Here is a 14,995-nt window from a genome sequence, read left to right on the forward strand (position 1 = left end):
CTGCGGGCAACGCCGTTGCTATGACGGCAACGGCTTGCCGGCCTGTTCATTGACGATGTACTCGGCGTACCAGTCAGGCCAGTTCTCATCGCGCTGGCCGCCATTCCGCTTCTCGTGCTCGCCATGCGCGGCCGCCGCACGCCGGAGCGCGCTCGCGAGATCGGTACGCGAGGCGAATGTCGTGCCGTCCGTGTCCACGCGTCCCGGCAAACGCGCGGTTATTTCCTGGAGCAGCCAGCCGTTGCCATCAGGATCGCTGAAGGAGACAAACGACTGGTAGCTGCCACGCTCGGGATCGGGGCCGCTGACCCGCAGCCGACCAAATAGATAGGGTTCGTCAGTGCCAGTGTGCACGTCGCCGCCGCCGTGGAAGGCCTCGCTGACCTTGACGCCGCGACTGAGCAGATCGTTGCGGGCGGCCTCGATGTCGGAGACGACCAGATAGAGGCCTTGCGCGGAGCCGGGCGCCGCCGCGGTGACGTTCTTGCCGAAGATGACTGAACAGGGCGAGCCAGGCGGCGTGAACTGGATCACGCGCCAGTCACCCGCGGCGAAGTCGGCATCGAGCCTCCAGCCAAGGTTCGCGTAGAACTGCTTCGCGCGGTCGACATCCGAAACGGGAATGACGAGGATCTCCAGCTTCATGTCGACCCGCACGCTCGCGCCTTCGGTTGCACCCGTCATGGATATCTCCCTGATGTTGGTCGTCGGTTGGCGTGCCCGTTCATATATCGACTATCGCAGCGGCCTGAACGCGGCTCGGATCTCCGCGCTGAAGAGCTCCGGCTGCTCCCAGGCCGCGAAGTGGCCGCCCTTCTCGACCTCGTGGAAATAGATGAGGTTGCGATAGGCGCGTCGGGCCCAGGTCTCCGGGGCTTGATAGCTTTCCCCCGGAAATACCGTGATGGCAACCGGCAGCGAGATCTCGGAAGTCTTTTCTCCGGCCGCCAGCACAGGGCTGCGCCCACCGCCGTATTCCCAATAGATCCGCGCCGCCGACGTTGCGCTGTTCGTCAGCCAGTAAAGCGTGATGTCGTCGAGCACCTCGTCAGGCGACTTTTCTGGATCGCTGTTGTCGTAGGTCCAATTCGTGAAGCCGGGATGGCCGAGCATCCATGCTGCGAGACCTGTGGGAGAGTCCGCCAAGGCGTAGCCGATGGTCTGGGGCCGCGCGCCCATGATCACCGCGTACGACCTGTTGCCTTTTTTGGCTGCCGCGCTGAGCGCGTCGAACGCCGCGCGTTCCTTCTCGGACAGTCCCTCCGGCGCCGGCCCACCGGCGGCGATCACCGCGGCAATCTCTGATGGCACGACCGCCGGCAGGTTGATGTGGACGCCGAGCAGGCCTGCCGGCGCCAGGCGCGCCATCGCGCTCGACACGGGCGAGCCCCAGTCGCCGCCCTGCGCGACGTATTTCGTATAGCCAAGGCGCTGCATCAGTTCCGCCCAGCTTCGCGCGATGCGGTCGGGACCCCACCCGGTGTCGATCGGCTTGCCGGAGAAGCCGAAGCCCGGCATCGAAGGGATGATCACGTCGAAGGCGTCCTGCGCGCGTCCGCCGTGGGCAGTCGGATCCGTGAGCGGACCGATGACCTTGAGGTTCTCGAACACCGAGCCCGGCCAGCCATGGGTGATGATGACCGGTAGCGCATTGGGATGCCTGGAGCGGACGTGAATAAAATAAATATCGAGGCCGTCGATCTCGGTCATGAACTGGGGCAGAGAGTTCAGCTTCGCTTCCGCCTTTCGCCAGTCGTAGCCTTTGCCCCAATATTCGACGAGCGGCTTGAGGTTGCCGAGTTGGATGCCCTGCGACTGGTCATTGACCGTCTCCCGGTCGGGCCAGCGCGTCGCTACGATCCGCCGGCGAAGCTCAACGAGGTCTTCTTCGGGGACGTTGACGCGGAACGGCCGGATCGCATCGCTTGTGTCAGCCGGCGCCGGATAGGCGGGAAACAGGCTGGCCGCGCCTGCGACAGCGATTCCCATCGCGGTCGCAGTCAGCAACTTGCGCCTGTCCTGGTTGACGATCTCGGGATTCGTTTGCTCCGCCGCGACTGCGACGGGTGTCTCGATGCGAGCGGTCATTGAACTGTCTCCTTTGAATCAGAAGTCGTCGACAAAGCAGCGATCAGTTCGGCGGTCGTCACCGTTTCGAGGAAATGGTCGGGGACCTTCGGTTCCTTCTCTCACGCGATTTCACGATCATTTTATGCCCGCATCGGGACAGATGGGATGCGGATCCAGACAGGATTTACAATCTATTTGAAATGATAGTTGTCATCCAACGGGGAACTGCCCCAATCTGGCTTGGAGCCGCATATGGGTGAGGTCGTTCGATTTGTTCCAAAGTCTGAGCTCGAGCGGGCCCGGCTTATCCGGGAAGCGCGTGCGATCTACGACGCCATATTCCCGGCGGCGGATGAAGCCAGCTCACAGCAGGACGACGAAACGCCGCAACGCCGGTGATTTTACCGTTAGACGGCTGCCTTGGCGCGCATTGAGCGCTCCGGCCTCGATCGAAATATATCATTGGCGCCAGCAGCGACGGTCGACGCGCTTGCATTCGACGTCTTCCCGCGATCAACCGCGCTGACATCGCCGCCTCATTACAGAGAATCTCCCCGGCGCGTTAGGCGGGCACGGATCATCCCGCCGCCATTGTGGTGATGCCCGCGCTCCCTCGGATCGCGCGGAGAAGATACCTTTGGCGCTGGCTCGACTGCCAACCGCGGCCGAACCCCCTTGAGTTCAGCCAGGAAGTGCGTGTAAACGGGTTACAGAAAAATAGAACATCGTTCTGCTCCGCAGAACGAGCGGGCCCGGAGGAATCGAGCGTGAACCCTGATGCGGCATCGACCGACCGGCCAACTGTTGCGTTCGACAATCAGTTGGTCGATGCGTTCAAGACCATTCCAGAGTTGCTGTCGCGCGACGAGAAGCTGATCGGCCGCGGCCGGCTGCTTGACGTGGAGTGTCTGCTCGGACCCACGGTGCAGCCCTTTCATGTGACCATTTGCGGCGGGCGCATCCTCGATATGACTCCCGCGCCGGTGCTGATGCGGTCCTGGCGCTTCGCCTATCGCGCGACGCCGGCCGCGTATCGCGCCTATTGGCAGGCGGTGCCGACGCCGGGCTGGCACGATCTGCTCGCGCTTACCAAGCGCGGGGAGGCGACACTGGAAGGCGATCTGCATCCCTTCATGTCGCACCTGCAGTACTTCAAGGATCTCCTGGCGCTGCCACGTCGCAGCGGATTGGTGAGCGCGCCATGAGCGGCTTTGTCGAACCGATCGTCGGACGCTACGTCCATGTCGAGATCGATGGCGAGATCAACCGCATCTATTTCGAGGAGAATGGCACCGGTATTCCCCTGGTCTGCCTGCACACCGCCGGCTCCGATGCGCGGCAATGGCGCCATTTGCTGGTCGACGAAGAGTTCACGAAGCGATTCCGCATCATCGCGTTTGATATGCCCTGGCACGGCAAGTCGAACCCGCCGGACAGTCAATATGGCGACGAGTACAGGCTGACGACGGCGACCTACACCGCCACCATCCGCGCGTTCTGCAACGCGCTGAGGCTCGATCGGCCGGTGGTGATGGGCTGCTCGATCGGCGGGCGTATCGTCCTCAATCTTGCGATATCGCATGCCAGCGAGTTTCGCGCGCTGATCGGACTCGAAGCCGCCGACTTCCAGCAACCCTGGTACGACACGGCGTGGCTGAACCGGCCCGATGTCCATGGCGGCGAATTATGCGCTGCGCTGGTCTCGGGCCTGATCTCGCCGAACGGTCCAGTGGTCGCGCGCGACGAGACCCTTTGGGGCTACAAGCAGGGCGGTCCCGGCATCTTCAAGGGCGATCTCTATTTCTACCGGGTCGACGGCGATCTGCGCGGCCGCGTCGGACAGATCGATGTGCGGGAGTGCCCGCTCTATCTCTTGACCGGCGAATACGATTTTTCCTGCACGCCGGAGGACACGCTGCGCACGGCCGCGAGCATTCCTGGCGCAAAGGCCACGATCATGGAGCGGCTTGGCCATTTCCCGATGAGCGAGAATCCGGCGCAGTTCCGGGCCTATATCGCTCCAGTGCTGCAGGACATCGTGAGCAGGCAGAATACTTGAATTAGGTAGGGAGCGTATTGATGAAGTTGCGTTTGATAATCGCGGCCGTGCTGGCCGCACAGGTGAGTGTCGCGTCGGCAGCCGATAACGTCATTCGAATCGGCGTGCTCAACGACCAATCCGGTGTGTTCGCCGACAATGGCGGCCGCGGCTCGGTGGCCGCGGCGAAGCTCGCGGCGGAGGATTTCGGCAACGAAATCCTCGGCAAGAAGATCGAGATCATCACCGCCGATCACCAGAACAAGCCGGACATTGCCTCCGCTACCGCGCGCAAATGGTTCGACAATGAAGGCGTCGACATGATCGCCGATGGTGCCGCATCGTCCGCCGGCTTTGCCATCCTCGAAATCGCGCGGCAGAAGAACAAGATTTTCGTGATCAGCGGCCCAGGCTCGTCCGACTTCACCGGAAAGTCCTGCTCGCCGATCAGCTTTCACTTCAATTACGATACCTATGCGCTGTCGAAGCTGACCAGCGATGCGATCACGCGCGCCGGCGGCAAGACCTGGTATTTCGTCACGGCAGACTATGCGTTCGGCCATGCTTTGCAGCGCGACGCCACCAAGTTCATCGAGGCCGCCGGCGGCAAGGTGATCGGTTCGGCCGCGCACCCGCTCGGCACGGCGGATTTCGCCTCGTTCCTGCTGCAGGCGCAAGGCTCGAAGGCCGATGTCGTCGGGCTTGCGACCTCGGGCGCGGACGTGCAGACCGCGATCAAGCAGGCCGGCGAGTTCGGCATCGTCGAAGGCGGGCAGAAGCTGGCGGGTCTCCTTGTCTTCATTACCGACGTCAACTCGCTCGGGCTGAAGGCGACGCAAGGCCTGCAAGTGACGACCTCCTTCTACTGGGACCTCAACGATGACACCCGTGCCTGGTCGAAGCGCTATGCGGCGTTGATGGATGGCAAGGTCGCTAGCATGGTCCAGGCCGGCGTCTATAGCGGCGTCCACCACTATCTCGCCGCGGTGAAGGCGGCCGGAACGACGGATGCGACCGCCGTTGCCGCCAAGATGCACGAGATGAAGGTCAACGACATGTACAACAAGGATGTCGCGATTCGTCCTGATGGACGGGTGCTGCACACCATGTATCTCGTGCAGGTGAAGAAGCCGGAAGAATCGAAGTACAAGTACGATTACTACCGAATCGTCAGCTCGAGGCCTGGCGAAGAGGTGTTCCGGCCCATGAGCGAAGGCGGCTGTCCGCTGGTCAAGTGAAGTTATCGAGACGGGCGGGGCGCCGCCCCAAAGTGTGAGGAGAATGCCTGCATGACAGGGACAATCGGGTTCATCGGTCTTGGCGTCATGGGCGAGCCGATCTGCCGCAATCTGGTGCGCAAGAGTGGACGGAAGGTGCTGGCGTTCGACCTTTCGGCGGAGCCGCTGGCCCGGATCGTCGCCGATGGCGGTGTGGCCGCCGGGTCGATTGCCGATGTTGTCAGCGGCAGCGAGATCACCTTCATCTGCCTGCCGAGCGCGAAGCATGTGTCATCGGCTTTCGAGGGCGGCATCGCGCAATCGATCCGAAGCGGTCAGACCGTGATCGACCTCGGTACCTCCGAAGTCGGCATGACCCGCGAGTTTGCGCGGCGGCTGGCGGAGAAGAGCGCGCTGTGGATCGACGCGCCGATCGCGCGCACTCGCCAGGCAGCGCAGGACGGCACGCTCAGCGTGATGGTCGGCGCGACGGCCGACGCGTTTGCCAAGGTCGAGCCGCTGATCCGGCATTTCGCCACCGACGTCACGCTCTGCGGCGGCACCGGCGCCGGCCAGGTGACGAAGATCCTGAACAACATGGTGCTGTTCGAGACGGTCAATGCATTGGCAGAAGCTGTCGCCGTCGCGAGCCACAGCGGCGTCGAACCAAAGCTGCTGCTGGAAACCCTGTCCAAGGGGTCGGCGGACAGTTTTGCGCTCCGCAATCACGGCATGAAGGCGATCGTGGCGAAGGAATTCCCGCTGCGGGCATTCTCGACCGAATATGCACTGAAGGATCTGACCTATGCGCTTGAGCTGGGTGGCCAGGCCGGCCTGAACCTGCGGGGCGCAGCGCTCCTGCGCAGCATTTTCGAGGAGACGATCGACAAGGGGATGGGGGATGCGTATTTTCCAGTCATCGCAAAGCTGATCGATCCCGCCGGCTTCTCCAAATAGGAAGCACCATGCGTTCGCCCGGCGTTGCCGCCGTTGACCGTGCGCTCACCATCCTGGGGGCGTTCGAGGAAAAGCCGGAGCCGATGAGTCTCGCCGAGCTGTCGCGGCACACCGGAATGTACAAGAGCACGCTGCTGCGGCTGATGACCTCGCTGCAGGAATTCGGCTATCTCGTGCAGCTGACCGACGGCCGCTACCATCTCGGGCCGACGCCGTTCCGATTAGGCGCGATCTATCAGCGCGCCAATAATCTGCATGACCAGGTGATGCCGGTCCTGCGGCAACTGGTGGCCGCGGGCACGGAAAGTCCGTCGTTCCACGTCCGACATGACGGCAAGCGCCGCTTGTGCGTGTTTCGCATCGATTCCCAGCACTCGACGCTCGACCGCGTCGAGGCCGGCATGCTGCTGCCGCTCGACCGCGGCGCCGCAGGACGAGTCATCCTGGCGTTCGATGGCGAGAGCGGCGAGGCCTACGATCCCATCAGGAAGGGCGGCATTGCGGTTTCGTTCGGCGAGCGCGACCCGGACTGTGCCGGCATTGCCTGTCCCGTGTTCGGGCCGAACGGCAAGCTCGTCGGCGCGCTGTCGCTGTCCGGCCCCAAGCCGCGCTTCATCAAGGACAGTATCAAGACGATGTCATCGCTGCTGTCGCAAGCGGCGGCGCGGCTGACGCACTCGCTCGGCGGCCCGACCGAGCTCCTGGACCGCGCCACCCCACCGCTCGAGGGGACGGCGCGTACGCAGCGGCGGGCAAGGAAATAGCGCGCAGCGTGCGCTATTGCTTCTGCAGAAGTTTCAGGCGGCAGCGCAGCGCTTCCCGGATATGGGTGCGCGCCAGCTTCTCCGCCTTGTCGCCGTCGCGGGCCGCGATAGCGCTGATGATGGCGCGATGTTCCCTGCGGCTGGTCGATGGGCGGCCGGCCACGGAGAACGTGGTGGGGCCGAGCAGCGCAATCCAATCCTGCAGCTCCCTGGAGGCGTTATCGAGATAGCGATTGCGGGCAGCGCGGCAGATCGCTTCATGGAAGGCGCGGTTGAGCTCTGCCATCTCGACTGGATCGTCCAGGTGTTCCGCAAAGGCCTGCTCGATGTCGGTCAGGGCATCGATCTCGGGCTGCGAGGCGTGTTCGGCGGCGAGCCGGGCGGCCGAGCCTTCCAGGATCTCGCGCATGGTATAAAGCTCGAGCACCTCGCCGATATCGAGGCTGCGGACGATCAGCCCCCGTCCGCCCGCCGGCGCCACGAAACCGCGCGCCGCAAGCCGACCCAGTGCCTCGCGTACCGGCGTGCGGCTGACCTTCAGCCGCTGTGCCACCTCTTCTTCCCGCAGCCGGTCTCCGGCCCGATAGGCTCCCGCCTTCAGCGCCTCGCACAATGAGCGGAACACGGCTTCCCCGAGCTGAACGCCGGAACCGCGCGAAATCGATCCGATCGCCTTGTTTGGCCGCTTTGCCATCCTGTCTCCGGTCGCAAAGCGCATCAATCCCATGCAAAGACGGCGCTTGCGGTGCTTATGTATATCTTTGTATACAGAAATGGACAATGGTGCAGGCATCCCGGAAAGCGCCGAAAATGGCCTTTCGGTTGGGCAGAGGGAATGAGCAGCAAATACGACGTGCTGGTGATCGGTGGCGGCAACGCGGCCATGTGCGCGGCGATCAGCGCGCGCCGTGCGGGCGCTTCCGTGCTGGTGCTGGAGGGGGCGCCAAAGTTCTACCGCGGCGGCAATACCCGCCACACCCGCAACATGCGCTGCGCCCATGACGCGGCGACCGAAATCCTCACCGGTCCCTATACCGAGGAGGAGTTCTGGGACGATCTCTTGCGCGTGACCGGCGGGGAGACCGACGAGGACCTCGCCAGGTTCATGATCCGCGAGTCCAAGGACATCCTGAACTGGATCGTGGAACAGGGGGTGCGCTGGCAGCCCTCGCTCGGCGGCACGCTCAGCCTTGGCCGCACCAATTCGTTCTTCCTCGGCGGCGGACGCGCGATGCTGAACGCGCTCTATCTCACCGCGGAACGGCTTGGCGTCGACATCCGCTATGATGCCGAAGTCGTCGATATCAAGGTCGAGGACGGCATGTTCCTCTCGGCCGAACTGAGGCGGCCGATCGACGGCACAACGGAGGTAAGCGCCTCAACGCTGGTGGCCGCCGCCGGCGGTTTCGAGGCCAACATCGAATGGCTCAGGGAATATTGGGGCGAGGCCGCCGACAACTTCCTGATCCGCGGCACGCCCTATAATCGCGGCTCGATCCTGAAGATGCTGCTGGCCAAGGGCGTGCACCAGGTCGGCGATCCCACGCAGTGCCACGCGGTGGCGATCGACGCCCGCGCGCCGAAATTTGACGGCGGCATCATCACACGCCATGACTCCGTCGTGTTCGGCATCGTCGTCAACAAACACGCCGAGCGCTTCTACGACGAAGGCGAGGACATCTGGCCGAAGCGCTATGCGATCTGGGGCCGGCTGGTCGCCGCACAGCCCGACCAGATCGCCCACATCATTTTCGATTCGACAGTCGTGACCAGCTTCATGCCGACGCTGTTCCCGCCGATCGCGGGCGACACGATCGCCGAGCTTGCCGGCAAGCTCGAGCTTGATCCGGCGGCGCTGGAAAAGACCATCACCGAGTTCAACGCCGCGGTGCGGCCCGGCACCTTCGATCACACCATCCTCGATGATTGCCGCACCGAAGGCATCGTGCCGCCGAAGACGCATTGGGCGCGCCGGATCGAGACGCCGCCTTATCTCGCCTATCCGGTGCGGCCCGGCATCACCTTCACCTATCTCGGCACGCGCGTGAACAAGCAGGCGCGGATGCTGATGAAGGATGGCAAACCTTCCGCCAACATGTTCGCCGCCGGCGAGATCATGGCCGGCAATGTGCTGGGACGCGGCTATGCCGCCGGCATCGGCATGACCATAGGTAGCGTGTTCGGCCGGATCGCAGGACGGGAAGCGGCAAAGAATGCACGGAACTAGGATCTTGCAGGAAGCCGATCGTCTAATGACGGTCTGCAATTCGTGTCGCTATTGCGAGGGGCTGTGCGCGGTCTTCCCCGCGATGGAGATGCGCCGGTCGTTCTCCGACGGCGACCTCAACTATCTCGCCAATCTCTGTCACGCCTGCGGCGCCTGCTATGTCGACTGCCAGTTCTCGCCGCCGCATGAGTTCAACGTCAATGTGCCGAAGACGCTGGCGGCGGCGCGCGCCGAATCCTATGCTGCCTACGCCTGGCCCCGCGCGCTGTCCGGCGCATTCGAACGCAATGGGCTCGTCATCAGCCTGATTGCCGCCTTCAGCATGGCCGCCTTCATCCTCGGCTTTGCCGCCTTCAACGATCCGAATGTGCTTTTCGGCATCCATACCGGCCCTGGCGCCTTCTATAAACTGATGCCTCATAACACGATGGCGGCGCTGTTTAGCGCGGCTTTTCTCTATGCGATCCTGGCCCTCGTCATGGGCGTGCGCGCATTCTGGCGCAATATTGGCGAACCGATCGGTGGGCGCGCCGACGGCGGCTCGATCTTCCAGGCGATCCGCGATGCCGGCGAGCTGCGCTATCTCCATGGTGGCGGCGTCGGTTGCTACAATGAGGACGACCGTCCGACCGATCGGCGCAAGCTCTATCATCATTTCACTTTCTACGGCTTCCTGCTGTGCTTTGCTGCGACGTCGGTCGCCACGCTCTATCACTATCTTCTGGGACGCGAGGCGCCGTATGCGTGGTGGGACCTGCCGGTCGTGCTCGGCTCGCTCGGCGGCATCGGTCTGATCGTCGGGCCGATCGGGCTGCTGCTCGCGAAAGCTCAGCGTGATCCCGCGCTGCTTGATGATACCAGCTATGGCATGGATGTCGGATTCATTGCCATGCTGTTCCTGACGGGTATCACCGGCATGGCGCTCCTCTTGCTGCGCGCGACGCCGGCGATGGGGCCGCTGCTCGCGCTGCATCTCGGCGCCGTGTTCGCGCTGTTCATCACCATGCCCTATGGCAAGTTCGTCCACGGCATCTACCGCTTCGCCGCGCTGGTGCGCTATGCACAGGAGCGACGCCACGGCTTGAATGGTTAGGCGGGTTTCTATCCGGTCGCGCGGGGTAGGCTCCCGTTCGCGGCGATCTCAGCCGACATCTGCTCGATGGTTTTGCGCTGCTCCATGGCAGCTCGCCGGATCAGCGCAAAAGCGGCAGGTTCGGCAACGGAGTGCGTGTGCATCACCTGAAGGACGGCAGCCAATACGACGCGGCGCGAGCGCAGGCGTTCTTCCAGCTTGAGGACTTGTTGCTTCAATTCGTTGGTGCGCTCGGCCCGCTCGAACGCCATCACCAGTGCGGCGTAGATGCCGGCTGAGCGCAGCGGCTTGACCAGAAATGACGCCGGGTCGAGTTCCAGCACCAGCTTCAGCCGGCTTGGAGTCTCCGTGCCGAGCAGGGCGATGACAGGACATTGTCCGAGCAAGGCCCGCTGCGTCGGCGAGGTCAGCGGCAGGAATTCATCGTCGATCAGCGTCACATCCGACTGACACGCGAGAGCGCTTCCTTGCTCCCATGTCAGGACGTCGATTCCCAGACGTTCGAACTGGCGCCTGACGATCGACAGGTCGCGCTCGTCCTTGATGGCGACGAGGGCCTTGCGGCCGCGGAGGGAAAACGAAGACGGTTTGCTCATTTCACAACCCGCAAATGAAGCGCACTCGGCGACGTTCCGTCCCTTGACTTCTCACGCACGGGTCCGGCGGCGATGTCGAGCTGCGTCAAATAGGGATCCGGCTTAACCGGTGCGTCGGACTCCCAGAAGATGTCGAACTGTCCCTGCGCATTCGAGACGGCCAGGCGTGGTGTAAGGACGCAATGGTTATTGGCACCATCGATCCAGACCGGTCCCTGCGGCGAATTGTAGCGATAGCCGGCGGCCGCGCGCCGCACTTCACCAATGTTAGACGTCCCGGCCCGATGCAGCGCGCGCGCCAAGAGATACACCGCGACATAGGCGGATTGTCCATCGACGGAGGGGCTGCTGGCTTCGCCATGACGCGCCTTCCAGCGCTGCACGAAGGCGAGGTTCTCGGGCAGGCGGATGCTCTCGAAATAGGCTGACGACGTGATGCATCCGGCGGATGCGGGTCCGACTATCTTGAGCTCCGGCTCGCAGAGGCTGCAACTCAGCATCGGAATCTCGAGACCGGCAGCCGTGGTAGCGGCATGAAAGGCACGGATGAAATCGTAGCTCGAACTGCCGACGAGCGTATTGAAGACGACGGGCGGCTTGCGGCGGACGATTTCGTCGACGATGTGCCCGACTGCGCTTTCGCCGAGCTCGAGCAGCCGTTCGGCAAGGATGCTTCCCTGCGCCGCTGTTACCAGTTCGCGGGTGACGCGATTGGTCTCCCAGGTCCAGACATAGTTGGATCCGACGCAGAAGATGTGTCGTGACAAATTGTCGAGCACGTAGCGCACGAGCGGCAGCACATTATGGTTGGGCGACGCGCCGACATAGATGACGTTGTCGGAGCATTCGAACCCTTCGTAACGGGCAGGGTACCAGAGCAGGCGATCGGTTCGCTCGACGATCGGCAGCACTTGCTTGCGCGAGGCCGAGGTGTAGCAGCCGATGATATGCTCGACGCCGGCATTGCGAATGAGGTCATCGCAAACCGTGTGGTATTCCGAAATGACCCCGCGGGGATCGCGGACATGCGCGGTGAGCGAGAAATCAAAGTCAGGGTGATTGTTGATCTCGTCGACCGCCATCAGGGCGCTCTTCAATATCTCGCGCCCCATGGCCTGATAGGGCCCGGACTGCGAACATATGATGCCAACTGGAACCGACGGCTTTGTCATTAATGGCTTTCGACGAGACGGAGCCCTGAGGAAATCATCATCGCCGATATCGGTGCAAGAGGTCTTGCCGATTTACTGCGCATGACGCTCGCGAAATTTGTGCAACCTCCCTCGTTGACAATGCGCTAGGCGCGAACCTAGAATTTTTGACTGCCGGGCTTACTGTCGAACCTTAATTTGCTTCGGTCAGGCCGATGACGTCCTGATCCCAGCGGCGACTGCTCCGTTCGATCTTGAGCCCATGCGATAGACCATAGCAGCGGCATTTGAGCCATTCGTCACCTCATTCCGGAGGGGCGGATGGCTTTTTTCTTTTGCCGTACAAGAAACTGGCGAAACATGCGTGTCGCCAGGCCGATGGCGCGCGCGCGACGATCGGCCTGATGCGCCTGGGAAGCGACGAGCGAGGAACAAAAGGCGATGGCGACGACAGATATTTGCTATCTCGGGTTGGTCGAGGTTGGGCAGCAGATACAGGCGAAGAAGCTGTCGCCTGTCGAAGTGACAAAGGCGATGCTTGAACGGATTGATCGGCTCGATCCCAAGCTCAAGAGTTACGCCTATGTCATGGCTGATTCCGCGCTTGCGGAAGCGGCCGTTGCGGAAAAGGAAATTTCCTCCGGCAAGGTCAAGGGGCCGCTGCACGGCGTACCAGTTGCGATCAAGGATCTTTGCTGGGTCAAGGGCGCACCGGCCGCACACGGCATGACCATCCATCGCGACTTCCGTCCGAGCGAGGATGCCACGGTTGTCGCACGGCTGAAGGAGGCGGGCGCGATCATCCTCGGCAAGCTGCAGCAGACTGAAGGTGCCTACGCCGATCATCATCCGAAGATCGATCCGCCGAAAAATCCGTGGAATGCCGATTTGTGGTCGGGAGCGTCGTCGAGCGGTTCGGGTTCCGCCACCGCAGCCGGCCTCTGCTTCGGCTCGCTCGGCACCGACACCGGCGGCTCGATCCGCTTTCCATCCGCAGCCAATGGCATCACCGGGCTGAAGCCGACCTGGGGGCGCGTCAGTCGCTATGGCGCGTTCGAACTCGCGGCGACGCTGGATCATATCGGGCCAATGACGCGCAGCGCGGTCGATTGCGGTGCCATGCTCGGCGCGATCGCGGGCGAGGACGCCAAGGACACCACCGCCGTGCCGCTGGCCGTGCCGGACTATCTTGCCGGCCTGTCCGGCAGTCTGCGGGGCGTTGCGATCGGTGTCGATCGGCGCTGGACCAGCGAAGGCACCGATGAGGCCGCAAGCAAGGTCCTCAGTGAAGCTTTGCGGGTCGCGGTGGACCTCGGCGCAGAAATCAGCGAGATCGCCTTTCCGGATACCAAGGCCATTGTCGACGACTGGTTTCCGCTTTGCGGCATCGAGGCAGCGGTTGCGCACGAGGCGACCTACCCTTCGCGCAAGGGCGAATACGGTCCCGCGCTTGCGGGGCTGCTCGATCTCGGCCTGCAGCAGTCCGGCACCGACTATCAGAAGATCGTGCTGCGGCGCGAAGCGTTTCGCGGCGCGGTGCGACGGTTGTTTGAGACGGTCGATCTCATCGCTGTGCCGGCCCAAGCCTTTGCCGCACCCACGCTCGCGACGATGGCAACGCTCGGCGAAGACGCTTCCCTGATCGCCGGATTGCTGCGCTTCACCTGTCCGTTCGACATGACCGGAAGCCCGACCATTACGCTTCCGGGCGGCTTCGCCCCGAACGGCGGCCCAGTCGCCTTTCAGTTTGTCGGCCGCCACTTCGATGAAGCGGGTCTTGTCCATGCGGGTGACGCGTTCCAGCGCGTCACCGATTGGCACAAGCATCATCCCGCTCTCTGATCCAAGGAGCCGTTCGCATGACAGCAGAAGACTGGTTGCAGAGTTCCATCATGTCGAAGCGCGGCCTCGCCAAGGGAGTGGCCGGCACGAAACGTAGTTTGACGATCGAGCAGCAGGGGGGCTTTCACTACGTCTACGGACCCTATGCGAAGCCGACGCTGTCGATCGATCCGGGAGAGGTCGTTGTCGTCGAGACCGAGGACGCGTTCGGCGGCGTGCTTACGAGCGAGAGCGACAGTCCGACGGCGAAACTGAACTTTCCCTACCTCAACCCGCAATGCGGGCCGATCGCGGTGAAGGGCGCCAAGAAGGGCGATTGCCTTGCCGTCTATATCCACGACGTTGAGACTCGCGGCGAGCAGCCGGCCGGAACGACCTGCATCATCCCTGAGTTCGGCGGGCTTGTCGGGACGAGCTCGACAGCGATGCTCAATCCACCGCTGCCTGAGCGCGTCCGCAAGCTGCATGTCGACAGGAGCGGCGTGCGCTGGAACGACAAGATCACACTGCCCTATGAGCCGTTCATCGGCACGATTGGTGTCTCGCCCGAGATCGAGGCAATCTCCTCGTTGCAGCCGGACTATCATGGCGGCAACATGGACCTGCCCGATGTCGCACCCGGGGCCGTTCTTTATTTGCCCGTGCATGCCGAGGGCGGGCTTCTTTACGTCGGCGACTGCCATGCAACACAGGGCGATGGCGAACTCTCCGGCGTTGCGCTCGAACAGCGTGCGACGGTGACGCTCCAGATCGATCTGATCAAGAACTGGAGCTTTGCCTGGCCGCGTCTGGAGACGCGCGACTTCATCATGACCATCGGCAGCGCACGCCCGCTCGAGGATGCGGCCCGCATCGCCTATCGCGAACTCACGCGATGGATGAGCGCGGACTACGGCTTCGACGAGATCGACGCGTACATGCTGCTCAGCCAGGCCGGACGCATGCGGCTCGGCAACATGGTCGACCCGAAATACACGATGGGTGCATCGATCCTGAAAACCTACCTCAAGGCGTAAATTTCAGCCGCTTTTCAACAAGGG

The 14,995-nt window shown here is 63.0% G+C and carries 15 protein-coding genes; 10 read left to right on the forward strand and 5 right to left on the reverse strand.

Annotation, left to right across the window (positions count from 1 at the left end):
• Nucleotides 1–18: 18 nt before the first annotated feature.
• Together YY7_RS0104680 and YY7_RS0104685 are read right to left on the reverse strand one after the other, a co-directional pair.
• Nucleotides 19–684, reverse strand: a complete 666-nt coding sequence (locus YY7_RS0104680; protein ID WP_028162209.1) for a VOC family protein — start codon at nt 682–684, stop codon at nt 19–21.
• A gap of 51 nt (nt 685–735) precedes the next feature.
• Complete coding sequence (locus tag YY7_RS0104685) at nt 736–2,088, reverse strand: epoxide hydrolase family protein (RefSeq protein WP_051396533.1); 1,353 nt, start codon at nt 2,086–2,088, stop codon at nt 736–738.
• A gap of 234 nt (nt 2,089–2,322) precedes the next feature.
• Here YY7_RS0104685 and YY7_RS61775 point away from each other — a divergent pair, with 234 nt between their 5' ends.
• The 6 genes from YY7_RS61775 (at nt 2,323) to YY7_RS50765 (ending at nt 7,046) form a co-directional block, all read left to right on the forward strand.
• Entirely contained in the window at nt 2,323–2,469 is a 147-nt protein-coding gene (locus tag YY7_RS61775; RefSeq protein WP_165435076.1) for a hypothetical protein, read from the forward strand.
• Between the two features lie 368 nt (nt 2,470–2,837).
• Nucleotides 2,838–3,275 carry a hypothetical protein gene (locus YY7_RS0104695; protein WP_051396534.1) on the forward strand — a complete coding sequence of 146 codons (438 nt, stop codon included), beginning with the start codon at nt 2,838–2,840 and terminating at the stop codon, nt 3,273–3,275.
• Nucleotides 3,272–4,129, forward strand: coding sequence for an alpha/beta fold hydrolase (locus tag YY7_RS0104700; protein ID WP_028162212.1), 858 nt, complete (start codon nt 3,272–3,274; stop codon nt 4,127–4,129). Before YY7_RS0104695 ends, YY7_RS0104700 begins: the two co-directional genes overlap by 4 nt.
• Nucleotides 4,130–4,149: 20 nt before the next feature.
• The gene (locus YY7_RS0104705; RefSeq protein ID WP_028162213.1) at nt 4,150–5,346 is read left to right on the forward strand and encodes an ABC transporter substrate-binding protein; all 1,197 of its coding nucleotides are present in this window, start codon (nt 4,150–4,152) and stop codon (nt 5,344–5,346) included.
• A 51-nt stretch (nt 5,347–5,397) separates the two neighbouring features.
• The gene (locus YY7_RS0104710) at nt 5,398–6,282 is read left to right on the forward strand and encodes an NAD(P)-dependent oxidoreductase (protein WP_028162214.1); all 885 of its coding nucleotides are present in this window, start codon (nt 5,398–5,400) and stop codon (nt 6,280–6,282) included.
• Between the two features lie 8 nt (nt 6,283–6,290).
• Nucleotides 6,291–7,046, forward strand: coding sequence for an IclR family transcriptional regulator (locus tag YY7_RS50765; RefSeq protein WP_035689259.1), 756 nt, complete (start codon nt 6,291–6,293; stop codon nt 7,044–7,046).
• A gap of 13 nt (nt 7,047–7,059) precedes the next feature.
• Here YY7_RS50765 and YY7_RS0104720 read toward each other — a convergent pair whose 3' ends face one another.
• Nucleotides 7,060–7,740: a GntR family transcriptional regulator gene (locus YY7_RS0104720; RefSeq protein WP_028162215.1), complete on the reverse strand. Its 681-nt coding sequence runs from the start codon at nt 7,738–7,740 to the stop codon at nt 7,060–7,062.
• Between the two features lie 141 nt (nt 7,741–7,881).
• Between YY7_RS0104720 and tcuA the strand changes: the two genes are divergently transcribed.
• Together tcuA and tcuB are read left to right on the forward strand one after the other, a co-directional pair.
• Nucleotides 7,882–9,273 carry an FAD-dependent tricarballylate dehydrogenase TcuA gene (gene tcuA, locus YY7_RS0104725; protein WP_028162216.1) on the forward strand — a complete coding sequence of 464 codons (1,392 nt, stop codon included), beginning with the start codon at nt 7,882–7,884 and terminating at the stop codon, nt 9,271–9,273.
• Nucleotides 9,260–10,366: a tricarballylate utilization 4Fe-4S protein TcuB gene (tcuB, locus tag YY7_RS0104730; protein ID WP_028162217.1), complete on the forward strand. Its 1,107-nt coding sequence runs from the start codon at nt 9,260–9,262 to the stop codon at nt 10,364–10,366. Before tcuA ends, tcuB begins: the two co-directional genes overlap by 14 nt.
• Nucleotides 10,367–10,374: 8 nt before the next feature.
• Here the strand turns inward: tcuB and YY7_RS0104735 are convergent, their stop codons facing one another.
• Together YY7_RS0104735 and YY7_RS0104740 are read right to left on the reverse strand one after the other, a co-directional pair.
• The gene (locus YY7_RS0104735) at nt 10,375–10,962 is read right to left on the reverse strand and encodes an ANTAR domain-containing response regulator (RefSeq protein WP_028162218.1); all 588 of its coding nucleotides are present in this window, start codon (nt 10,960–10,962) and stop codon (nt 10,375–10,377) included.
• The gene (locus tag YY7_RS0104740) at nt 10,959–12,134 is read right to left on the reverse strand and encodes a transporter substrate-binding domain-containing protein (RefSeq protein ID WP_028162219.1); all 1,176 of its coding nucleotides are present in this window, start codon (nt 12,132–12,134) and stop codon (nt 10,959–10,961) included. Before YY7_RS0104740 ends, YY7_RS0104735 begins: the two co-directional genes overlap by 4 nt.
• A 420-nt stretch (nt 12,135–12,554) precedes the next feature.
• Here YY7_RS0104740 and YY7_RS0104745 point away from each other — a divergent pair, with 420 nt between their 5' ends.
• Together YY7_RS0104745 and YY7_RS0104750 are read left to right on the forward strand one after the other, a co-directional pair.
• Nucleotides 12,555–13,955 (forward strand): amidase, encoded by a 1,401-nt coding sequence (locus YY7_RS0104745; protein WP_028162220.1) that lies wholly within the window; start codon nt 12,555–12,557, stop codon nt 13,953–13,955.
• A gap of 17 nt (nt 13,956–13,972) precedes the next feature.
• The gene (locus YY7_RS0104750) at nt 13,973–14,971 is read left to right on the forward strand and encodes an acetamidase/formamidase family protein (RefSeq protein ID WP_028162221.1); all 999 of its coding nucleotides are present in this window, start codon (nt 13,973–13,975) and stop codon (nt 14,969–14,971) included.
• The last annotated feature ends 24 nt before the right edge of the window (nt 14,972–14,995 follow it).

Origin of the sequence: Bradyrhizobium elkanii WSM2783 (assembly GCF_000472865.1) — a bacterium.
Lineage (GTDB): Bacteria > Pseudomonadota > Alphaproteobacteria > Rhizobiales > Xanthobacteraceae > Bradyrhizobium > Bradyrhizobium elkanii_A.